The following is a 24,611-nucleotide window of genomic DNA, read 5'->3' as shown; positions in this document are numbered from 1 at the left end:
GGCCTGCAGGGAGTGGCCGCCCAGGTCGAAGAAGCTGTCGTCCACCCCGACGGACGGGCGGCCGAGGATCTCGGCGAACAAGCCGCAGAGGATCTCCTCCTGCGGGGTGCGCGGGGCACGGCCCGCGCCCCCGGCGGTCTCCTCGGGCGCGGGCAGCGCCTTGCGGTCCAGCTTGCCGTTGGCGGTGAGCGGGAGTTCACGGAGCACGACGAAGGACGACGGCACCATGTACTCGGGGAGCGTGGCGGCCAGTTGCTCGCGCAGCGCCCGGGGCTCGACCGGCGGGCCCTGGACGTCGCGGGGGACGGTGTAGGCGACGAGCCGCTTGTCGCCGGGGCGGTCCTCGCGGACCAGGACGACGGACCGGCCGACCCCCGCGCAGGCTGTGAGCGCGGTCTCGATCTCGCCGAGTTCGATGCGGAAGCCGCGCAGTTTGACCTGGTCGTCGGCGCGGCCCAGGTACTCCAGCGTCCCGTCCTCGGCGGAGCGGACCAGGTCGCCGGTGCGGTACATGCGGCTGCCCGCGTCGCCGTAGGGGCAGGCGGTGAACCGTTCGGCGGTCAGTGCCGCACGGCCCAGGTAGCCGCGGGCCAGTTGCTCGCCGGCGAGGTAGAGCTCTCCCGCCACCCCCGGGGCGACCGGCCGCAGTGCCGCGTCCAGCACGAAGACGCTCGTACCGTCGATGGCCCGGCCGATGGGAGGCGCTGTGCCGGCACCGGCGACCAGTGGTTCGCTGAGGGTGGCGACGACGGTGGATTCGGTGGGTCCGTAGGCGTTGATCATGCGGCGGCCGGGGGCCCAGCGGTCGACCAGGGTGGCGTCGGTGGCGTCGCCGCCCACGAGCAGGGTGGTGAAGTCCGGCAGGTCCAGGGCCGGGACGGTGGCCAGGGCGGCCGGCGGGATCAGTGCGTGGGTGATGGCGTGCTGTGCGAGGACCCGGCCCAGGGCCTCGTCGGCGAGCGGGCCGGGCGGGGGGACCACCAGGGCGGCGCCCCAGGGCAGGCTCATGCACAGTTCGAGGACCGAGGCGTCGAAGCTGGGCGAGGAGAACTGCAGCACCCGGCTGTGCGGGGCGACGGCGCACCGATGGGCCAGCATGGTGGCGAAGGCCGCCAGGCCCTGGTGGGAGACCACGACGCCCTTGGGGCGGCCGGTGGAGCCGGAGGTGTAGATGACGTAGGCCGGGTGGGCCACGGTCAGCGGTGCCGGCCGGTCGGGGTCGGTGGGGTCGGTGGTCGGGGCGGCGGCCAGGTCGAGGCGGTCCAGGAGCACGTGGCCGGCGGTCGTCGACCCGGGTATCCGGTCGGCCTCGTGGCCGGTGGTGATGACCAGGACGGGGTCGGCGTCGTCGAGCATGTAGGCGATGCGGTCGGCGGGGTAGTCCGGGTCGACCGGCAGGTAGGCGCCGCCGGCCTTCATCACCGCCAGCCGGGCGACGACGATGTCCACCGAGCGGGGCAGCAGCAGGGCGACGATCCGCTCGGGGCCCACGCCCCGGTCGATGAGGTGGTGGGCGAGCCGGTTGGCCCGTGCGTTCAGCTGCGCGTAGGACAGCGTGCCGTCGTCGGAGACGACCGCCGGGGCGTGCGGGGTGCGGGCCGCCTGCGCCTCGAACAACGCCGGGAACGACGCGGCGGGTGCCGCGGGCCGGGCACCCCGCCACGCCTGCAGCAGCTGCTCCCGTTCCGCACCGGTGAGTACGTCGAGGCGGCCCAGGAGCTGCTCGGGAGCACCGGTGAAACTCTCCAGGATGTGCTGGAGCCGCCGGCCGATGAGCTCCGCCTGCTCGGCGGTGAACAGATCCGGGCGGTAGCCCAGACGCAGCCGCATCCGCTCGCCGGGGAGGATCGCCAGGCTGATCGGGTAGTGGTTGTCGTCGGTGGTGTGCACACCGGTGACGCGCAGGCCTTCGGCGGGCTGGGAGAAGCCGTCGGTGTCGACCGGGTAGCTCTCGAACGCGGTGATGGTGTCGAAGAGTTCACCGCCGCCGAGGAGGGACTGGATGTCGGAGAGGCCGTAGTGCTGGTGGTCCATCAGCTCCGACTGCTCGTCCTGCAGACGGCGCAGCAGGTCGGCGACGGGCTGTCCGGCGTCCAGGCGGACGCGGACCGGCAGGGTGTTGATGAAGAGGCCGACCATGTTCTCCATGCCGGCCATCTCCGGCGGGCGGCCGGAGACGGTGCTGCCGAACACCACGTCGTCCCGGCCGGTGAGACGGCCCAGCAGGACGCCCCAGGAGGCCTGCACCACGGTGTTGGCCGTGAGGTCGTGACGGCGGGCCAGGGACGCCACGGCCGCCGTCAGCTCCTCGGAGAGCTCGTGGTGGTGGTAGTGCGGGGGCTCGGTGGCGGCGGCCGGGGCGGCCGGCGCCAGCAGGGTGGGCTCCTCGACCCCGGCAAGGGCCCGGCCCCACGCCTTCGCCGCCTCGTCGCGGTTCTGGGCGGCGGCCCAGGCGAGGTAGTCGCGGTACGGCGTGACCCGCGGCAGCCCGGTGTCGTCGCCGCCCTGCGCGTACAGGACGAACAGCTCCCGCAGCATGATCGCCATCGACCAGCCGTCGAGCAGGATGTGGTGGTTCGCCAGTACGAAACGGAACCGCCCGCCCGAGAGCCGTACGAGGCTGAAGCGCACCAGCGGTGGCGCGGTCAGGTCGAAGTGCCGGGCGCGGTCGGCGAGCATGAGCGCCTCGAGGCGCTCCGGCTCGTCCTCGGCCGCCACATCCGTCAGATCGATCTCCTGCCAGGGGAGTTCCACCTCGCGGGGGATGATCTGCACGGGCTTGTCGAGACCCTCGTGCACGAAACCGGCGCGCAGGTTCGCGTGCCGCCGCAGCAGGGCGGCAGCGGCCGTCTTCAGAGCCGCCACGTCCAGGGCGCCTTCGAAGTCGAAGGCGATCTGACCGCCGTACACGTCGAGCTCCTGCTCGTCGAGCAGGGCGTGGTACAGCATGCCCTCCTGCATCGGCGACAGGGGGAGGACGTCCTCAAGTCCCGCACCATTCATGACGACTTCCTCCACTTGCTTTCCAGAAGATCGAGTTGTGCCTGAGACAGGTTCACCAACGGCATGTCCGACGGCGAGTGGCCGCCCGACTCCGGCGCGGTGGCGTGCCGGGCCAGCGCGTCGAGGGCGTCGAACCAGTTGTCCGCCAGCTCCCGCATGTCCCGCTCGGGGAACAGCCCGTCGGGCCAGGTCCAGGTGACGCTCAGTTCGGGACCCTCGGGAAGGTCCCTCACGAGGGCGTTGATGTCGATGGCGTGTGCCAGTCGGGTGTCCGGATCGCCGGCGGCGGCCCCGGTCAGGGCGGTCGACTCCGGTGCCACGGCCCAGTCCTGGCCCTCGGCGCCCGGAGCACCGATGCGCCCGAGATAGTTGAAACCGATCTGGGGGTCCGGGTACGCGGCCAGCAAGGGGGCCGTGGCCGGGTTGAGGTGGCGCAGCATGCCGTGACCGATGCCGTTGTCCGGCACGGCCCGCAGCTGCTCCTTGACCCGCTTCACGGCGCGTCCCAGTGCCGCGCCGCCGGCCCTCACCTCGTCCCGGTCGAGCTGCCCGGGGTCGAGCCGTACCGGGTACACGGTCGTGAACCACCCGACCGTACGGGACAGGTCGACGTCCCCGACCACGTCCTCGCGGCCATGGCCCTCCAGGTCGACGAGGACGGCTCCGTCCTCACCGAGGCCCCGGCGGTGACGCCACTGGGCCACGGCCAGAGCGAGCCCGGTGAGCAGTACGTCGTTGATCCCTCCGTGGAACGCGGCCGGGACGTCGGCGAGCAGCGGCTCGGTGCGGTCGGCCGGCAGGCTCAGGGTGAGCGAGCGCGCTCCGGCCGCGGTGTCGGACTCCGCGAGCGGACGTCCGCCGAGAGGTGCCTCCTCCTCGGACAGCATCTCCAGCCACAGCTCCACCTCGTCCTCCCGCTCGGCGGCGGCCTCGGTCAGGCGCTGCGCCCAGCGGCGGAAGGAGGTTCCGTTCGGTGCCGGGCGCGGCTGTCCGCCGTCGGCGGCGGTCTGCCAGGCCGCGGCGAGGTCCGGGAGCAGGATCCGCCAGGACACTCCGTCGACGACCAGGTGGTGGGCGGTGATCAGCAGCCTGCCGGGGGCCGACGGCCCGGCGTCGAACCAGACCACCCGGAGCATCCGTCCGGTGGCCGTGTCGAGTCCGCGCCAGGCGGCCTCCGCCTCGGCGGCGATCAGCGCCTCCAGGTCCGTACCGGTGAAGCCGCCCGTGGGGACACGGACGACGGCCTCGGTGGCCGGGACGCTGCCGCGGGCGGGTATCTCCAGCGACCAGGGCGTGTCGCCCGCGCCGTGGGTCACGGTCATGCGCAGCGCGTCGTGGTGGTCCAGCACGGCCTGGACGGCCGTGGTCAGGTGCTCCAGGCCCAGTCCGGCCGGCACCTGCACCAGCATCGACTGGACGAAGCCCTCGGTGGCCCCACCGTGCTCCTGGAGCCAGCGGATGACGGGGGTGGCCGGCAGGGCGCCGACACCGGCGTCCGGGTCCTCGGCGGGAGTGTCCTGTGCCTGGCGGACCACGGGCGCCAGGGCGGCGACGGTCCGGTGGGTGAAGACGTCCTTCGGGGAGAACACCAGGCCGGCGGCGCGGGCGCGGGCGACGAGCTGGATGGAGACGATGGAGTCCCCGCCCAGGTCGAAGAAGCTGCTGTCGACACCGACGTCGGGCAGTGCGAGGACTTCGGCGAAGAGCGCGCACAGCGCCCGCTCGACCGGGTCGCCCGCCGCCCGGCCGCCCGTCGCCCGGACCGAGAAGTCCGGTGCGGGCAGCGCCTTGCGGTCGAGCTTGCCGTTGGCCGTCAGGGGCAGAGCGTCCAGCAGGACGACGGCCGCGGGGACCATGTACTCGGGCAGGGTCCGCCCCACCCGTTCCCTCAGCACCGCGGGCTCCGGGGCGGCGCCGGCGGCCGGGACCGCGTAACCGACCAGCCGGCGGACGCCGGGGGTGTCCTCACGGACCACGACGGCGGCCGCGGCCACGTCGGGACCGGCGGTCAGCGCGGACTCGATCTCGCCGAGCTCGATGCGGAAACCGCGGACCTTGACCTGGTCGTCCGTCCGGCCCCGGTACTCCAGCAGCCCGTCCGCCGTGGCCCGCACCAGGTCGCCGGTGCGGTACAGGCGGGAGCCGGGCTCCCCGAAGGGGTTGGCCACGAAGCTGCCGGCCGTCAGGTCCGGGCGGCCCAGATAACCGCGGGCCAGCTGGTCGCCCGCGAGGTACAGCTCACCGGTCACCCCCGGCGGGACGGGCCGCAGGTGTCCGTCGAGAACGTGCAGCCGGGTGTTGCGCACGGGCCGGCCCACCAGGGGCTTCTCGCTCTCCGACAGGGCCAGGAAGACGCTGTCGATGGTGGCCTCGGTCGGGCCGTAGAAGTTGTACGCGGTGGTGTGCGGGGCGGCGCGCAGACGCGACCACAGGTCGGGGCCGAGGGCCTCGCCGCCGAGCATCAGCACCGCCGGGTGGTGCCGGCCGTCGGCCAGCATGCCCGCCTCCACCAGCTGCCCGGCGAACGCCGGGGTGAGGTCGAGGAAGTCGATGCGTTCCCGGTCGATGTAGTCGGCCAGAGCCTCCGGATCGCGACGGGTGTCGTCGTCGATCAGATGGAGTTCGTGGCCGTCGAGCATCCACAGCACGCCGTCCCAGGCGGTGTCGAAGGAGAACACGGCCGTCAGCGCCACCCGGAAGCGGCCTTCGGGGCTCTCGGCCCGTGCGTGCCGGTCGAAGAGCGTCCCCTTGTGGCTGTGGAACAGGTTGACCAGGTTGCGGTGCTGTACGACCACGCCCTTGGGACGGCCGGTCGAACCCGAGGTGTAGATGACGTACGCCGGGGTGGCGGGGCTCAGCGGCGCGGTGCGGTCGGTGTCCACCACGTCCGCCGGATCTGCGGCGGCCAGTTCCCGGCCGGTCTCCTCCGTGTCCAGCACCAGGCGTTCGATGCCCGCGCCGAGACCGTCGGCCGTGAGGTGGGCGTCCACCTCGCCGTCGGTGAGCACCACCGTCGGCGCGGCGTCCTGGAGCAGGTAGGCGATGCGGTCCGCCGGCAGCCCGGGGTCCACCGTCAGGAAGGCGGCACCGGCCTTCAGCACCGCGAACATCGCGACCGGCACCTGTGCGCCGCGCGGCAGCGCGAGGGCGACGATCCGCTCCGGTCCGACGCCCCGCCCGATGAGCAGTCGGGCGAGCCGGTTGGCCCGCTCGTTGAGCTCCGAGCAGGTCAGCGTGGTGTCGCGGAAGACGAGGGCGGTCGCGTCGGGCGTGCGGGCGGCCAGGTCTTCCAGCAGCGTCTGGACGGGGTGCCCGGGCACCGGGTGCATGAGGGCGTTCCCGCCCGAGAGCGCGGTCTCCCACTCCTCCACGGTCAGCACGTCCAGTCGGCCGACCGGACGGTCCGGGTCCTCGGCCACCGCTTCGAACAGCCCGGTCAGCCGGGCCGCCAGAGCCTGAGCACGGTCCTGCGGGAAGCGGCCCGGAGCGTACTCCAGCCGCAACTGGAGCCGTTCCCCGGGCAGCGCCGCGAGGGTGACGGGGTAGTGCGTGGCGTCCGCGCCGTCGACGTCGGACACCCGCAGCCCGGTGCCGGGGAGTTCCAGTACCTCGGCGTCCATCGGATAGCTCTCGAACACGGTGAGGGTGTCGAAGAGGTCACCGATGCCGACGAGCCCCTGGATCTCGGAGAGCTGCACGTGCTGGTGGGGCGTCAGCCCGCTCTGCGCCGCCTGTACACGGGTCAGCAGGGCGGTGACGGTCTCCGCCGGGTCGACGGTGACCCGCACCGGCACGGTGTTGATGAACAGGCCCACCATCGACTCGATGCCGGGCACCTCCGGCGGCCGGCCGGAGACGGTGGCGCCGAACACCACGTCGTCCCGTCCGGTCGACCGGGCCAGCAGCACCGCCCACAGTCCCTGCACCACGGTGTTGAGCGTCAGTCCGGACCGACGGGCCCACTCCTGGAGTCCCGCGGTCAGTTCCGCCGACAGCTCGAAGGGCAGCTGCCGCGGAACCTCGGCCTCGTGGCCCGCCCCCCGGGTCCCGGAGTCGTCCGGGACCAGCAGCGTCGGTTCCTCCAGCCCGTCCAGCGCGGTCCGCCAGGCGTCCAGGGCGACGGCGCGGTCCTGCCCGCCCACCCAGGACAGGTAGTCGCGGTACGGGGTGACGCGCGGCAGGTCGCGGTCGGTGCCGATGTTCCGGGCGTAGAGGGTGAACAGTTCGCCGAACACGATCGGCATGGACCACCCGTCGAGCAGGACGTGGTGGTTGCTGAACACCAGTCGGTGGCGCTCGTCGGCCAGCCTCACGAGGGTGAAGCGCAGCAGGGGCGCGACGGACAGGTCGTAGCGGACGGCGCGGTCCTCGGCGAGGATCCGCTCCACCCCGGCCCGTCGCGCGTCCTCGTCGAGGCCGCCCAGGTCGACTTCCTGCCAGGGCAGGTCCACGGCGGCCGGGATCACCTGGACCGGGCGGTCCGCGACGTCCAGACGGAACGCGGCCCGCAGGTTGTCGTGGCGGGCCAGCAGCGACTCGGCGGCGGCCCGCAGGGCGCCGGCGTCCAGCGGACCGTCCAGGCCGAACGAGAACTGGACGCTGTAGACGTCCGGTCCGCCCTCGTCGAACATCGCGTGGAAGAGCAGCCCCTCCTGGAGCGGCGCGACGGGCAGGATGTCGGCCGGCGCGGGGTGCGCCTCCTCGATCCGGTCGATCTGTTCCTGACTGAGCTCCACCAGCGGCAGGTCGGCCGGGGTGAAGCCGCCCGCTCCGGGCAGGGCGGCGTGCGCGGCGATGTCCCGCAGCGCGTCGAACCAGTCGGCCGAGAGCGCCCTGACGGCGGCCTCGTCCAGCAGGCCCTCGGCCCACACCCAGGTGACGGTGAGCACGGGACCCTCGTCCTGCCCGTCCCGGACGACGGCGCTGATCTCCAGCGGGTGCGGTACGGCCATCGCCGCGTCGGCGACGCCGGTGCCCAGGAGCAGGTCCGACTCGTCGGCCGGGGCCCAGTCGGCCGGACCGGCGGTACCGGCCATGCGGCCCAGGTAGTTGAAACCGATCTGCGGAACGGGCAGCGCGGCGAGCACGGGCCGCGCCCCGGGGTCGAGGTGGCGCAGCAGGCCGTAGCCGATGCCGTTGTCCGGCACCGCCCGCAGCTGTTCCTTGACCCGCTTCACCGCGGCGTCGACACCGTCCGTGCCGGAGTGCAGACGCACCGGGAACAGGCTGGTGAACCAGCCCACCGTCCGCGACACGTCGGCGCCGGCCAGCACGTCCTCCCGGCCGTGTCCCTCCACGTCCAGCAGCACGTCGTCACCGTCCAGGCCACGGGCCCGGCGCCACCTGGGCACCGCCAGTGCCAGCCCCGCCAGCAGCACCTCGTTCGCCCGGGCGTGGAACACCTGGGACACCTCGCCCAGCAGCGCCGAGGTCACCTGGGCCGGCAGCGACACCGACAGCGACCGGGCGGTCCCCATGGTGTCGCGGGCCGGGTCGGCGGGACGGTCGCCCAGCAACGGATCGGGCCCGGCCAGGGTCCGCTCCCAGAACGGCAGTTCACCGGCGCGCTCGGCCGCGTGAGCGGTGAGTTCCCGGGCCCAGGTGCGCAGCGAGGTCGGCACCGGGTCGAGCTCGATCCGACGGCCCGCGGCGACGGCCGCACCAGCGGCGGCCAGGTCGGTGAGGAGGATGCGCCACGACACACCGTCGACCACGAGGTGGTGGGCGACCAGCAGCAGCCGTCCGGGATGGTCCGGGCCGGCGTCGAACCACACGGCCCGCAGCATGACGCCGTCCTCGGGGGCGAGGGCCGCCTGCGCCGTGTCGTGGTGCAGGGCGATGGTCTCCCGCAGGGCGGCCTCGTCCATGCCGAGCGCGTCGGCGCGCCGGATCAGGGCGGTGGCCCGGACCGCGTCGCGCGGGAGCACCTCCAGGGACCAGCCGTCGGTGCCGCGTTCCAGCCTGCTGCGCAGTGCGTCATGACGGTCCAGGAGTGCCTGCACCGCCTCGGTGAGCTGCTCCTGACGCGTTCCGGCGGGGATCTGCAGCAACATCGACTGGCTGAACCGGTCGGTGGGACCACCGAGTTCGGAGAGCCAGGCGACGATCGGCGTGGTGTCGACACGGCCGATGCCCGCGTCCGGGTCCTCCGCCGCGTGCGCGGTGGTGGCCTCGGCGATCTCCGCGAGCGCGGCGGCGGTCTTGTGCTGGAAGACGTCGCGGGCGGTGATGGCGAGCCCGGCCTTGCGGGCGCGGGCGACGAGCTGGATGGAGACGATGGAGTCGCCTCCGAGGTCGAAGAAGCCGTCGTCGACGCCGACGGTCTCCACTCCGAGCACGTCGGCGAAGATCGCGCACAGCGTCGTCTCCACGGGCCCGGAGGGCGCCCGGCCCGAGCCCGGGGCCCGACCGTACGTGGGTGCGGGGAGGGCGGTGCGGTCGAGCTTGCCGTGGACGGTCAGGGGGAGGGCGTCGAGGGGGACGACGGCGGCCGGGATCATGTGTTCCGGCAGGGTGGTGCGGAGCGATTCCCGCACCGCCGTCGGGTCGGTCGTGTGGCTGTCGTCCGTGACGATGTAGGCGACGAGGCGGCGGTCGCCGGGGCGGTCCTCGCGGAGGGTGGCGGCGGCCTGGCGGATGCCGGGGAGGTGCCGGAGGGCGGTTTCGATTTCTCCGAGTTCGATGCGGTGGCCGCGGAGTTTGATCTGGTCGTCGGTGCGGCCGAGGTAGGTGAGTTCGCCGTCTGCGGTCCAGCGGGCCAGGTCGCCGGTGCGGTACATGCGCTCGCCCGGTGTTCCGTAGGGGCATGCGATGAAGCGTTCGGCGGTGAGTTCGGGTCGGTTCAGGTAGCCGCGGGCCAGGCCGGTGCCGGCCACGTACAGCTCGCCCACCACGCCGGGGGCGGCGGGGCGCAGCCCCTCGTCGAGGACGTAGGTGCGGGTGTTGGTGAGGGGGGTGCCGATGGGCACGCTGTCCGGTGGGGTGCCGGTCAGGGGGGTGCTCATGGTGGCGCAGACGGTGGTTTCGGTGGGGCCGTAGGCGTTGATCATGCGGCGGCCGGGGGCCCAGCGTTCGACGACCTGGGCGGGGACGGCTTCGCCGGCGACGACGAGGGTGGTCAGGGTGGGCAGGTCCGAGGGTTGCATGGCGGCCAGGGCGGCGGGGGGGATGGTGGCGTGGGTGACGTGGAGGTCGCGGACGGTGTCGGCGAGGTCGGGGCCGGGGCGCAGGTGGTCGGCGGTGGCGGTGATGAGGGTGGCGCCGGAGAGCCAGGTGGTGAAGACCTCGGAGACGGAGGCGTCGAAGCTGGGGGAGGCGAACTGCAGCAGGCGGCTGTCGCCCGTGACGGCGAACCGTTCGATCTGCGCGGACGCGAGGTTGCCGACCCCCGCGTGCGGAACCACCACGCCCTTCGGACGCCCCGTCGAACCCGACGTGTAGATCACGTAGGCCGGGTGGGACGGCTTCAGCGGGGCCAGGCGGTCCGCGTCCGTGAGATCGGTGGCGGCGTGGCCGTCGAGAGGGAGGTCGTGGATCCGCAGGATGGTGCGTGTGCCGGTGGTGGTGTGCGGGAGTGAGGACAGGTCGCGGGTGAGGACGAGGACGGGGTCGGCGTCCTCGAGGGTGTAGGCGATGCGGTCGGCCGGGTGGGCCGGGTCGATGGGCAGGAACGCGGCGCCGGTCTTGAGGACGGCGAGTTCCGCGACGAGGAGTTCCACGGAGCGGGGCAGGACCAGGGCGACGATGCGCTCGGGTCCGGCGCCGTGACCGGTCAGGTGTCGGGCGAGGCGGTTGGCGCGCTGGTTGAGTTCGCTGTAGGTGAGGCTCTCGCCGTCCGCGTGGGCCAGGGCGGTGTGGGTGGGGGTGCGGGCGGCCTGGGCCTGGAACAGGTCGGGCAGGGTGCCGGTGAGGACCGGGGTGGTGGTGTCGTTCCAGGTGGTCAGGATGTCGGTGCGCTCGGCGGTGGACAGGACGTCCACGGTGCTGATGGGGGTGTCGGGGTCGGCCACGACCGCGCGGAGCACCCGCTCCAGCCGGCCGAGGAACGTCTCCACGGTGGTCCGGTCGAACAGGTCCACGGCGAAGTCGACGAACCCGTCCAGCCCGGCCGGGGAACCGGCCCCGGCCGACCGCTCACCGAAGCTGAGCGCGAGGTCGAACTTGGCCGCTCCGGTGCCCAACGGCAGGATCTCCGCGTCGACGTCGCCCAGGAGCAGGCGGCCGTACGCGTCGTTGTCCAGGGTGAGCATGACCTGGAAGAGGGGATGGCGGGCCAGGGAGCGCTCGGGGCTGACCAGGTCGACGAGGCGCTCGAAGGGGACGTCCTGGTGGGCGTAGGCCTCCAGGTCGGTCTCCCGGACCCGGTCCAGCAGCTCCCGGAACGTCGGGTCGCCGGAGGCGTCGGTGCGCAGTACCAGGGTGTTGACGAAGAAGCCGACGAGGTCGTCCAGGGCGCTGTCGGTGCGTCCGGCGACGGGGGTGCCCAGCGGCACGTCGGTGCCGGCGCCGAGCTTGCCCAGCCAGACGGTGACGGCGGCCTGCAGGACCATGAACAGGCTGGCGCCGGACTCCCGTGCCAGCGCGGCCAGTCCCGCGTGCACCTCGGCGTCCAGGGCGAAGGGGACCACGTCGCCGCGGTAGGAGGAGTGCGCCGGACGGGGCCGGTCCACCGGCAGGGACAGCTCCTCGGGCACACCGGCCAGTGTCTGGCGCCAGAACTCCAGCTGGCCGGAGACCACACTGTCCGGGTCGCTCTCGCTGCCCAGGACCTCCCGCTGCCACAGCGCGTAGTCCGCGTACTGCACCGGCAGCTCGTTCCAGGCCGGCGCCTCGCCGCGGCACCGTGCCGTGTAGGCGGCCGACAGGTCACGCGCCAACGGGGTCAGCGAGGAACCGTCGGCGGCGATGTGGTGCAGCACGAGGAGCAGCACGTGCTCCTGCTCGCCGAGCCGGAACAGCGTCGCCCGCAGCGGCAGGTCGGTCGAGAGGTCGAAACCGCGCTTCACCTGTTCGGCGAGGAGCGCGTCCAGGCCGGGCCCGTCCGCGTCCACGTCGACGACGGCCCACTCGGGCCGTGCGTCGCACGCGTCGAGAACACGCTGGTGCGGCACGCCGTCGATGTCGGGGAAGACGGTGCGCAGCGGCTCGTGGCGGCCGACCACGTCGTGCAGGGCCGCGGCCAGCGCGGCGGGGTCCACCGAGCCGGTGAGCCGCAGGGCCAGCGGGATGTTGTAGGTCGCACCCGGGCCCTCGAAGCGACCGAGGAACCACAGCCGCTGCTGCGCGTACGAGAGCGGCACCTCCTCGGGCCGGGGCATGAGGCGGAGCGCCCGCCGGGCCACTGCGGTCTCGCCGTCCAGCCGGGCGGCGAGACCGGCCGGGGTCGGGGTCTCGAACAGCGCGCGCACCTGGAGTTCGGTGCCCAGCGCCACCCGGATGCGGCCGGTGAGACGGGTGGCGAGCAGCGAATGCCCGCCCAGCTCGAAGAAGCTGTCGTCGGGGCCGACCTCCGGCACGCCGAGAGTGTCGGCGAACAGGGCGCAGAGCACCTCCTCGCGCGGGGTGCGCGGAGCGCGGCCGGTGCCGGCGGCGGTGTGCTCGGGGGCGGGCAGGGCCTTGCGGTCCAGCTTGCCGTTGGGGGTGAGCGGCAGGGCGTCGAGGGTGACGAAGGCCGACGGCACCATGTGGGCGGGGAGTGTGGCGGCCAGCGCGGCACGCAGTGCACCGGCGTCCGGTGCGGGGGTGGTGTCGGGGACGGTGTAGGCGACGAGCCGCTTGTCGCCGGGGCGGTCCTCGCGGACCAGCACGACGGACCGGCCGACCCCCGCGCAGGCTGTGAGCGCGGTCTCGATCTCGCCGAGTTCGATGCGGAAGCCGCGCAGTTTGACCTGGTCGTCGGCGCGGCCCAGGTACTCCAGGGCTCCGTCGGAGCCCCAGCGGACCAGGTCGCCGGTGCGGTACATGCGGCTGCCCGCGTCGCCGTAGGGGCAGGCGGTGAACCGTTCCGCGGTCAGCGCCGCGCGCCCGAGGTAGCCGCGGGCCAGTTGCTCGCCGGCGAGGTAGAGCTCTCCCGCCACCCCCGGGGCGACCGGCCGCAGCGCCGCGTCCAGCACGTACACCCGGGTGTCGTCGATCGGAGTACCGATGGGAGGCGCTGTGCCGGCACCCGCGACCAGTGGTTCGCTGATCGTGGCGACGACGGTGGATTCGGTGGGTCCGTAGGCGTTGATCATGCGGCGGCCGGGGGCCCAGCGGTCGACCAGGGTGGCGTCGGTGGCGTCGCCGCCCACGAGCAGGGTGGTGAAGTCCGGCAGGTCCGTGGCCGGGACGGTGGCCAGGGCGGCCGGCGGGATCAGTGCGTGGGTGATGGCGTGCTCCGCCAGGACCCGGCCCAGGGCCTCGTCGGCCAGCGGGCCGGGCGGCGGGACCACCAGGGCGGCGCCCCAGGGCAGGCTCATGCACAGTTCGAGGACCGAGGCGTCGAAGCTGGGCGAGGAGAACTGCAGCACCCGGCTGTGCGGGGCGACGGCGCACCGATGGGCCAGCATGGTGGCGAAGGCCGCCAGGCCCTGGTGGCAGACCACGACGCCCTTGGGGCGGCCGGTGGAGCCGGAGGTGTAGATGACGTAGGCCGGGTGGGCCACGGTCAGCGGTGCCGGCCGGTCGGTGTCCGCCGGGTCGGTGGCCGGTTCGGCGGCCAGGTCGAGGCGGTCCAGGAGCACGTGGCCGGCGGTCGTCGACCCGGGTATCCGGTCGGCCTCGTGGCCGGTGGTGATGACCAGGACGGGGTCGGCGTCGTCGAGCATGTAGGCGATGCGGTCGGCGGGGTAGTCCGGGTCGACCGGCAGGTAGGCGCCGCCGGCCTTCATCACCGCCAGCCGGGCCACGACGATGTCCACCGAGCGGGGCAGCAGCAGGGCGACGATCCGCTCGGGGCCCACGCCCCGGTCGATGAGGTGGTGGGCGAGCCGGTTGGCCCGTGCGTTCAGCTGCGCGTAGGACAGCGTGCCGTCGTCGGAGACGACCGCCGGGGCGTGCGGGGTGCGGGCCGCCTGCGCCTCGAACAACGCCGGGAACGTCCGGGGCTCGATCGCGAGGCGTGCGCCGTTCCACGTGTGGAGGACGCGCTCACGCTCCGCCTCGGTGACGTGATCCAGCCGGCCGACCAGGAGGTCCGGTTCGGCGGTGATGCGGGCCAGCAGGTCCGCCAGCCGGTCGGCCATGGCCTCGGCCCGGTCGGCCGGCAGCAGCTCCGGCCGGTGGTTGAGGCGGAATTCCAGCCGGTCGCCCGGCAGGACGACGAACGTCACCGGATAGTGGGTGGCGTCGCGGCCGTCGATGTGGGTGACGTCCAGCGCCCCGGGGGCCCGCAGCTTCTCCGGGTCCAGGGGGTAGTTCTCCAGCACCGCCAGCGTGTCGAAGAGTTCGCCGCGACCGGCGATGCGCTGGATCTCGGACAGGCCGAGGTACTGGTGGTCCATCAGGTCCAGTTGCTCCGCCTGCAGACGGGCGAGCAGCTCCGCGACGGTCTCGTCATGCCGCAGCCGGACCCTGACGGGCAGTGTGTTGATGAAGAGGCCGGCCATCGACTCGATACCCGGAACCTCCGGGGGACGGCCGGAGACCGTCGCGCCGAACACCACGTCCTGGCGTCCGGTGAGCCCGGCGAGCGTCAGCGCCCACGCGCCCTGGACCAGGGTGTTGAGGGTGAAGCCGTGCCTACGGGCGAGGGCGGTCAGCTCGGTGGTGGACTCCTCGGAGAGCCACCGGGAGACCCGGCCGGGCGCCACGGAGGCGTCGGAGGACTCCGGCACGAGCAGGGTGGGCTCCTCCAGCCCGTCCAGCGCGGTGTGCCAGGCATGCCTCGCCGGCTCGTCGTCCAGACCGGCGCGCCACGTCAGGTAGTCGGCGAAAGCCGGGGCAGGGGACAGCGCCGAAGCGTCCCCACGGGTCTCGTAGAGCGTGAACAGCTCCTCGAGCAGGAGGGGCATCGACCAGCCGTCGAGCAGGATGTGGTGGTTGGTGAGAAGGAGCCGGTGGCGGTCGGCGGCCAGCCGGACCAGGGTGAAGCGGATCAGCGGTGCGGTCGTCACGTCGAACCGGGCGGTCCGGTCCGTCTCCATCACCCGGTCGAGCTCGCCGGCGCGCTCGGCTTCGTCGAGGTGGACGAGGTCGATGTCGGCCCAGGGCAGGTCCACGGCGTTCGGCACGAGCTGCACGGCGTGCGGCAGCCCGTCCTCGCGGAAGCAGGCCCGCAGGTTGGGGTGCCGGGCCAGGAGCCCGGCGGCCGCGGAGCGCAGCGCCGTGACGTCCAGGGGACCGGAAAGGTCCATGTGGAGCTGGACGTTGTAGACGTCCGGAGCACTGTCGTCCAGCAGGCTGTGGAAGAGCAGGCCCTCCTGGAGCGGGGCCAGCGGCAGGACGTCCGCGAGGCCGGGCCGGTCGGCCTCCAGCATGTCGATGTGGTGCTGTTCCAGGGAGACGAGCGGCAGGTCGGAGGGGGTGAGGCCGCCGACCGGACCGGTCGGGCCGGCCGGGGTGGCGAGCCGCTGCAGCGACTCGAACCACAGCCCGGCCAGTTCGCGGACCTCGGGCTCCTCCAGGATCTCGCCGGCCCAGGTCCAGGTGGCCACGAGGCGCGGCCCGTCGGGACCGTCCTGGGTGACGGCGTTGATCTCCACGACGTGGGGCATGGCCATGTCGTCGTCGGCGCCGCCGCCGATCGTGCCCGCCTCGTCCGCCGGGGCCCAGGCACTGTCGTCCGGGGAGCCGAAGCGGCCCAGGTAGTTGAAGCCGATCTGCGGGGCTGCCAGGCCGTGCAGCAGCATCGCCGTCTGGGGGTTGAGGTGGGACAGCAGCCCGTGGCCGATGCCGCCGCCGGGGACGGCCAGCAGCCGTTCCTTGACCCGCTTGACGGTCTCGGCGGGGTCCTGCCGACTGTCCGCGTCCAGGCGTACGGGATGCAGGCTGGTGAACCAGCCGACGGTACGGGAGAGGTCCGCACCGGTCAGCGATTCGTCGCGGCCGTGGCCCTCCAGGTCGATCAGCACTCCGGCGGCCGTGTCATGGCCGCGGCGGCGCCGCCACTCGGTGACGGCGAGGGCGAGCCCGGCGAGCAGGACCTCGCTCACACCGGTGCGGAAGTCGGCGGGCACGCTGGTGAGCAGCGGTGCCGTGGTCTGTGACGGGAGGGTCGACGAGAGACTGCGGGCGGTGGCGACGGTGTCCCGGCGGGCATCGAGCGGCCGGTCGCCGAGCGGCGCGTCGGGCACGGCGAGCATGTCGGTCCAGAAGCCGAGCTCGTCGAGCCGCTCCGGTTCCTGGGCGAGGGCGGTGAGCTGCTCGGCCCAGCGGCGGTAAGGAGTACCGACGGCGGGGAGACGCGGGGTGCGCTGCGCGCGGACGGCGTCCCAGGCGGCCGACAGGTCGGGCAGCAGGATTCGCCAGGACACACCGTCGACGGCCAGGTGGTGCACGGTCAGCAGCAGCCGGCCCGCCGTGTCCGGTCCGGCGTCGAACCACACGGCCCGGAGCACGACACCGTCCTCGGGCGCCAGTGCGGCCCGGCTCTGCGCCGCCTGCTCGGCGACGAGCGTCCCGAACGCCTCGTTCCACGTACCGTCCGCGGGGACGCGGGAGAGCACGGACGCGGCCGTGACGCTGCCGCGGTCGGCCACTTCCAGGCCCCAGAGCGGTCCGCGGCGGGTCAGCCGCACCCGCAGCATGTCGTGCCGGTCGAGTACGGCCTGCAGGACGGCGGCGAGGTTCTGTTCCGTCGCACCGGCGGGGGTGCGCACCAGCACGGACTGGCTGAAGGCGTCGACAGTGCCGGGCCTGGTGCGCAGCCAGTGCATGATCGGGGTGAGCGGCAGCGGGCCGAGGCCGTCGTCCGCGTTCTCCTGCTCGGTGTCCTCCGGTGAATCCCCCTCGGTGGCGCGGGCGACGACCGCCAGGGCGGCGGCGGTGCGGTGGACGAAGACCTCGCGCGGTGTGATGACGAGGCCGCGGGCACGGGCCCGGGAGACGAGCTGGATGGAGACGATGGAGTCGCCGCCCAGATCGAAGAAGCTCCTCTCGGGACCCACCGCGGGCAGGCCGAGCACCTGGGCGAACAGTTCGCACAGGATGCTCTCCCGCTCCGTCGCGGCGGCGCGGCCGGTGTCGGCGGGTGTCCCGGGGGCGGGCAGGGCCTTGCGGTCCAGTTTGCCGTTCGGGGTCAGCGGCAGCGCGTCGAGCACGACGACGGCGGAGGGCACCATGTGGTCGGGGAGTTCGCGGGCGACCGCGGAGCGGAGCTCCGCCGGGTCGGCCGCGGCGCCCTCGGCGGGCACCGCGTAGCCCACCAGCCGGCGGGGGCCGGAGGACTCCTCGCGCACCACGACGACGGCCTGGGCGACCTGCGGCAGGGCGGTGAGCACGGACTCGATCTCGCCCAGCTCGATCCGGAAACCGCGCACCTTGACCTGGTGGTCGACCCGGCCCAGGAACTCGAGCTGGTCGTCGTGGTTCCAGCGCACGACGTCGCCCGAGCGGTACATCCGGGTGCCTGCCCCACCGAACGGGTCGGCCACGAAGCGGTCGGCCGTCAGGTCCGGGCGGCCCAGGTACCCGCGGGCGAGACCGGCGCCGGCGATGTACAGCTCGCCCGCGACACCGGGCGGCACCGGTCGCAGGTTGGCGTCCAGGACGTACACCTGGGCGTTGACGACGGGGCCGCCGATGGGCGGCAGTCCGCCGCCGTTGAGGGGGGCGCTCATCGTCGCGCAGACCGTGGTCTCGGTGGGGCCGTAGGCGTTGACCATCCGGCGGCCGGACGACCAGCGGTCGACCATCTCGCCGGCGGTGGCCTCCCCCGCGACGACCAGTGTCGAGACCGAGGAGAAGTCGCCGGGGGACGCGGCTCCGAGGACCACCGGTGGCAGCGTCGCGTGGGTGACCCGGTGCCGGGCGGCGAACGCCGCCAGGGCCGGGCCGGGGGTGACCTCCTCCGCGGTGCCCACGACCAGGGCGGCCCCCGACAGGAGCGCCATCGTCAGCTCCCAGAAGGCGGCGTCGAACGACGGCGAGGCGAACTGCAGCACCCGGCTGCCCGGTCCGACGTCGAAGCGCTCGGTCTGGGCGGCGATCAGGCTCGCCGCGCCGGAGTGGGTGACCACCACGCCCTTCGGGCGGCCGGTGGAGCCGGAGGTGTAGATCACGTACGCGGGGCTCGTGACGTCCGCCGGGACGACGGGCGCGAGGGGCCCGGCGAGGTCGTCCGGGCGGTCCACGAGGAACCGCGGTACGTCACCGGGGATCGTGTCCGCCGCCGCCGACGTGGTGATGACCAGCGCGGGGCGGGAGTCCTCCAGCATGTAGGCGACGCGCTCGGCCGGATAGTCGAGGTCGACCGGCAGGTACGCGGCACCTGCCTTGAGGACGGCGAGCACGGACACGACGAGCTCCGCCGAGCGCGGCACCGCGACGGCCACGATCTGTTCGGGGCCGATGCCCCGGCCGGCCAGCACGCCCGCGAGCCGGTCGGTGCGCTCGTCCAACTCCGCGTAGGTCAGCACGCGGTCGCCGAAGAGCACGGCCGGGGCGTCGGGGGCGGCGGCGACCCGCGCGGAGAACAGCTGCGGGAAGGTGTCGTACGGGACGTTCCGCGCGGTGCTGTTGACCCCGCGGACCACATGTTCGTACTCGGCGGCGGGGAGGACGTCGATCCGGCCCACCGGCTCCTGCGGACGGTCCGCCCAGAACTCCAGGACCGCCTGGAGGCGGCCCACCAGGTGCCGGACGGCATCGGCGTCGAACAGGTCGGGCCGGTAGTTGATGCGCAGGTGCAGCCGCTCGCCGGGCATCACGGCGAGGCTCAGCGGGTAGTGCGTGGCGTCCCGGCCGTCGATGGCGGTGACGGCGAGGCCGGGCACCCTCAGCCGTGCCGGGTCCAGCGGGTAGTTCTCCAGCACGGTGATGGTGTCGAAGAGCTCGCCGATCCCGGCGATCCGCTGGGCGTCGGCGAGGCCGAGGTGCTGGTGCTCCATCAGCCGGCTCTGCTCGTCCTGCAGCCGGGTCAGGAACGCGACGGCGCTCTCCCCGGGCACGATCCGGACCCGCACCGGAAGGGTGTTGATGAACAGGCCGATCATCGACTCCACGCCGGGAACCTGCGGCGGCCGGCCGGAGACCGTCCCTCCGAAGACGACGTCGTCGCGTCCGGTGAGACGCCCCAGCACCACGGCCCAGGCGCCCTGGAGCAGGGTGTTGAGAGTGAGGCCGTGCTCGCGTGCGGCGCCCAGGAGCCGCGCGGTCAGATCGGCGGGCAGGTCGGCCAGCAGCTGGTCGGGGGTGACCGGCTGCCGGTCGGTGGCCGCGGGGGCGAGGAGGGTGGGCTCCTCGACCCCGTGGAGCGCCTCGCGCCAGACGCCCGCGGTGGCCGGCGCGTCCTGTTCGCCCAGCCAGCCGAGGTAGTCCCGGTAGGGCGGGGTGCGGTCCGGGGTCCGGCCCGCGTAGAGGTCGAGGAGTTCCCGGACGAACAGCGGCATGGACCAGCCGTCGAGCAGGACGTGATGGTGGGTGAAGACCAGCCGGTGCCGGTCGTCGGCGAGCGCGACCAGCAGGAAGCGCATCAGCGGAGGGGCCGCCAGGTCGAAGCGGCTGTTGCGGTCCTCGTGCAGCATCCGGTCCAGGACCGTCTGCTGCTCGGTCGCGTCGAGGTGGCGCAGGTCCTTGTCCGCCCAGGGCAGTTCCACCGACTCGGGGATCACCTGGACGGCGTGGTCCAGTCCGTCCAGCCGGAAGGCCGCGCGCAGACCGGGGTGACGGCGCAGCATCTCCTCGGCCGCGCCCCGCAGGGCGGCGGCGTCCAGCCGGCCCTCCAGGTCGTAGAAGAACTGGACGGTGTAGACGTCCGGTCCGCCCTCGTCGAACAGGGTGTGGAAGAGCAGTCCCTGCTGGAGCGGCGTCACCGGGAGGATGTCGGCGGTCGCCGGGTGCGCGGCCTCGATGCTCCGGATCTGGTCCTGGGTGAGCCGTACCAGCGGCACGTCCGAGGGGGTGAAGCCGCCCGCTCCGGGCTGCGAGGACGCGGCCACGAGTTCCCGCAGGGCCGTGAACCACAGGTCGGCCAGAGCGCTCACCTCCGCCTCGGTGAGCACACCGCCGGCCCAGTTCCACACGGCGGTGAGCCGCGGGCCCTCGGCGGTCTCCTGGGTGTACGCGTTGAGGTCGACGGTGTGGGCGACGGACATCGACGGGTCGTCGGCGCCCGTCAGCGCGCGCTCCCCGGCCACCGGGGCCCAGTCGCCGCCCGGTGAAACACCGATGCGGCCGAGGTAGTTGAAGCCGATCTGCGGAACCGGCAAGGCGGCGAGCCCGGCCCCCGCCACCGGATGCAGATGACGCAGCAGGCCGTAGCCGATCCCGTTGTCCGGCACCGCCCTGAGCTGTTCCTTGACGCGTCTCAACGCGTCCCCGGGGTCCTCCCCGCGGGCGTCCAGACGCACCGGGAACAGACTGGTGAACCAGCCCACCGTCCGCGACACGTCCACGCCCTCCAGCACGTCCTCCCGGCCGTGCCCCTCCACCTCCAGCAACACCTCGCTGGTGTCCACACCACGCGCCCGGCGCCACCTCGGCACCGCCAGCGCCAACGCCGCCAGCAGCACCTCGTTCGCCCGGGCACGGAACACCCGCGCCACCTCACCCAGCAGCGCCGACGTCTCTTCCGCCGGCAGCGACACCGAGAGCGACCGCACCGTCGCCGCCGTGTCCCGCGCCGGGTCCACGGCACGGCTGCCCAGCAGCGGGTCCGGCCCGGAGGCGATGTGCTGCCACAGTTCGGCCTCGGCCACCCGCTCGGGACGGTGGGCCAGTTGCCGGAGCTCACGGGCCCAGGTCCGGAAGGAGGTTCCGTACGGAGGGAGCGCGGGGGCGCGTCCGGCGGCGGCGGCCTGCCAGGCCTCCGCGAGGTCGGACAGCAGGATGTGCCAGGAGACACCGTCGACCACGAGGTGGTGGGCGACCAGCAGCAGCCGTCCGGGAGCCTCGTCCCCGGCGTCGAACCACACGGCCCGCAGCATCACCCCGTCGTGCGGGGCGAGTTCGGCGACGGCGGCGCGGGTCCGCTCGTCGAGCAGCTCCGGCGGGAGGCCTGCGGCCGTGTCCGGGATGCCGACGCGCCGCAGGGTGTCCCGGGCCTCGACCGTGCCGGCCGGTGCCACCTCGAGGGTCCAGCCACCGTCTCCGGCGGCGAGGGCACGCATCCGGAGGGCGTCGTGACGCTCCAGCAGTGCCCGCAGGGCCGCGGTGAGGTGTTCCTGCCGCAGACCGGCGGGGACCTGGACAAGGGTGGCCTGGTGGTACCGGTCCATGGTGCCGCCGCGGCCCGCGAGCCAGTGGACGACCGGGGTGGCGACGAGCGGGCCGACGGGCTCGTCCCGCACCGTTCCGGCGGCCGCCGGGGCGGTGGCCGCGACGGCCGCCAGGGCCGCCGGGGTGCGGTGCTTGAAGATGTCGCGGGTGGTCAGCCGCAGTCCGGCACGGCGTGCGAGGGTGATCAGCTGGAGGGAGACGATGGAGTCGCCGCCCAGGTCGAAGAAGTTGTCGTCCGGTCCGACGGCGGGCACACCCAGCGCCTCGGCGAAGACGGCGCAGAGTGTCTCCTCCGTCCGGGTGACGGGGGCACGGCCGGCGGTACCGGTGGCCACCGCGGGGGCGGGCAGCGCCTTGCGGTCGAGCTTGCCGTTGGAGGTCAGCGGCAGGACGTCGAGCGCGACGAACGCGGCGGGCACCATGTAGTCGGGGAGCAGCACGGCCAGGTGGTTCCGGAGCGCGGCCTGATCGCAGTCCCGGCCGTCGGCCATGACCGCGTAGCCCACCAGTCTCTTGTCGCCGGGCCGGTCCTCCCGTACGACGACGGCCGCCTGGACGACGTCGTGGTGGGCCTGGAGGCAGGCCTCGATCTCGCCGAGTTCGATGCGGAAGCCGCGGATCTTGACCTGCTGGTCGGCGCGGCCGATGTATTCCAGCTCGCCGTCGTCGTCCCAGCGTGCCAGGTCGCCGGTGCGGTACATGCGGGTGCCGGGCGGGCCGTACGGGTCGGCGACGAAGCGCTCGGCGGTCAGGGCATGGCGGCCGAGGTAGCCGTCGGCCAGGCCCGCGCCGGCCACGTACATCTCACCGACGACGCCCGGTGCGGCGGGCCGGAGGGCGGAGTCCAGCACGCGTACCCCGAGGTCGGGGATGGGCCGGCCGATGAGACTGCCCGGGGCGGACTTGGCGGTCAGCTGGTCCAGGGCGCGGTGGGTGACGTGGACGGTGGTCTCGGTGATGCCGTACATGTTGACCAGGCGGGGGGCGTCCTCGCGGTGGCGGCCGTACCACTCCTCCAGTCGCCACAGGTCGAGGGCCTCGCCGCCGAAGACGACGTAGCGCAGGGTCAACCGGGCGGCCAGGTCCGGGCGTTCGCCCTCGGCCCGCATCAGCTGGTAGAAGGCGGAGGGGGTCTGGTTGAGGACGGTGACCTTCTGGTCGGCCAGCAGTTCCAGGAAGTCCTCCGGGGAGCGGGAGACCTCGAAGGGGACGACGACGAGGCGGCCGCCGTGCAGCAGGGGGCCCCAGATCTCCCAGACGGAGAAGTCGAAGGCGTAGCTGTGGAAGAGGGTCCACACGTCGTCGGGTCCGAAGCCGAACCAGTGGTCGGTCGCCGAGAACAGCCGCACCACGTTGCCGTGGGGGACGACGACGCCCTTGGGGCGGCCGGTGGAGCCGGAGGTGTAGATGACGTAGGCGGCGGAGCCGGGGCAGAGCAGGCCGCCGCGTTCGGTGTCGGTGAGGTCGTCGTCGGCCAGGTCGGTCAGGTCCGCCGGTACGTGCGGGTCGTCCAGGACGAGGAGGGCCGCGTCACCGCAGTCGACGCCCGACAGGTCCACGCCGGAGGCGGTGACGACGAGGGCGGGGGAGGAGTCGGCGACCATGTGCGCGAGGCGGTCGGCGGGGTAGTCGGGGTCCATGGGGACGTAGGCGGCGCCGGATTTGATGACGGCGAGCAGGGCGGTGACGAGTTCGACGGATCTGGGCAGGGCGAGGCCGACGAACCGGCCGGGTCCGGCGCCGGTGGCGACCAGCCGGCGTGCCAGCCGGTTCGCCGAGGCGTTCAGCTCGCGGTAGGAGACCGTTCGGTCGCCGCAGACCAGGGCGGTGGCGTCCGGTGTGCCGGCGGCGCGGTCCTCGAACAGCTCCGCCAGTGACGGTCCGTCCGTACCGGCCCGGTCCACCACCGCACCGGCACCGGCAGCCAGGACGACGTCGCGCTCCGCGGTGGTGGCCACGTCGAGGGCGCCGATGCCCCGGTCGGCCGGGGCATCGGCCAGTTCAGCCAGGAATTCGACGAAGCGCCGCAGGTGGGATGCGAGTTCGCACTCGGAGTAGAGCTCCGGGTTCGCGTCGAAGTCGATCTGCAGACCCTGGCCGTCGGTGCGGTCGTAGACGATGACCGACAGGTCGTCGGCGGGGCCGATGCAGAGGTTGTGGACCGTGGCCCGGTGCTCCCCGAAGGTGAGGGCGTAGTCGAACATCATGATGTTGACCTGGGGCCCGGTCAGCCGCTCGTCGTTGCCGAGGAGCTGGAGGTCGCGGCGCAGGTCCTCGTAGCGGTAGCGCTGATGCTTCATGGCGCCGCGCATCTCGCGGGAGACCTGTGCCAGCAGCCGGGGGAGCGTGTCGGCCGGCCCCACCGGAATCCGCAGCGGCAGCACGTTGGAGACCATGCCGGGCACGCCGCGTGCGGCCTTCCCCAGCCGGGTGGTGACGGGGAGGCCGAGCACGATCTCCTCCGCGCCGGTGAGCCGGTGCAGATAGACCGAGACGGCGGTCGTCATCATGCAGGGCCAGGGCACCCCGGCGTCGCGGGCCGCGTCGCGGAGCCGCTCGGTCGCCCCGGCGTCCAGGTACTCGGTGCGGCGCAGCAGACCGCGGGCGGCCGTGGGTTCCTTGGCGGAGAGGCTCACGGGTTCGGGCCGGCCGGCCAGTTTCTCCGCCCACCACGCGCGGTCGGCGTCGAAGGCGTCGGAGGAACGGTAGGCGGTGTCCATGCCGACGAGGCTGTCCAGGGCGCCGAAGGGGTTGTCGCTCGTCCCGCCGTCCAGCAGGACTGTGTAGACCTCGGCGACGCGCTGGGCGACGAGCGCCACGGTGAACCCGTCGACGAGCAGGTGGTGGTACCGGTGCAGCCAGAACCAGCGGTCGTCGGCGGCCCGGAAGAGGACGAAGAGGAACAGCGGTCCGACCGAAGGGTCCTGAGGCTGCGCCAGGTCCGCGCGCATCCATGCCTCGGCGGCCGCCCGCGGGTCGGCCTCGTGGCTCACGTCGATGATCCGCAGTTGCCACTCGGGGTCCGGGTGGACGTACTGGCGGGGCCCCTCGGGCGTCTCGACGAAGGTGACGCGCAGGTTCTCCGCCTCGGCCACGACCTGCCGCAGCGCCGCCTCGAACACCGCGACGTCGACGGACCCGTGAATTTCCAGGTATTCGCCGGCGTTGTAGATCGGATTCGACGCGTCGAGTTGCTGGGCGAACCAGATTCCCGACTGCGCGGACGTAAGCGGTACTCCGTCACCAGCGAGCAT

Annotated in this window: 2 protein-coding genes (1 of these 2 only partly in view); both read right to left on the bottom strand. The window is 73.4% G+C overall.

Translation table 11 applies throughout. The annotated features are described in order from the left end of the window. Positions 1-3,003, bottom strand: partial view of a non-ribosomal peptide synthase/polyketide synthase gene (locus PYS65_RS07115; protein ID WP_279332943.1) — the 5' portion only. Its footprint begins 11,391 nt before the window's first position; only the first 3,003 of its 14,394 coding nucleotides appear in the window; its start codon is at positions 3,001-3,003; its stop codon lies off the left edge, out of view. Beyond that, the gene (locus PYS65_RS07110) at positions 3,000-24,611 is read right to left on the bottom strand and encodes a non-ribosomal peptide synthase/polyketide synthase (RefSeq protein WP_279332942.1); all 21,612 of its coding nucleotides are present in this window, start codon (positions 24,609-24,611) and stop codon (positions 3,000-3,002) included. Before PYS65_RS07110 ends, PYS65_RS07115 begins: the two co-directional genes overlap by 4 nt.

Source organism: Streptomyces cathayae, from assembly GCF_029760955.1.
GTDB classification, from domain to species: domain Bacteria; phylum Actinomycetota; class Actinomycetes; order Streptomycetales; family Streptomycetaceae; genus Streptomyces; species Streptomyces cathayae.
The sequence above is the reverse complement of the archived record's forward strand: the minus strand, read 5'-3'. Positions and strand labels throughout refer to the sequence as shown.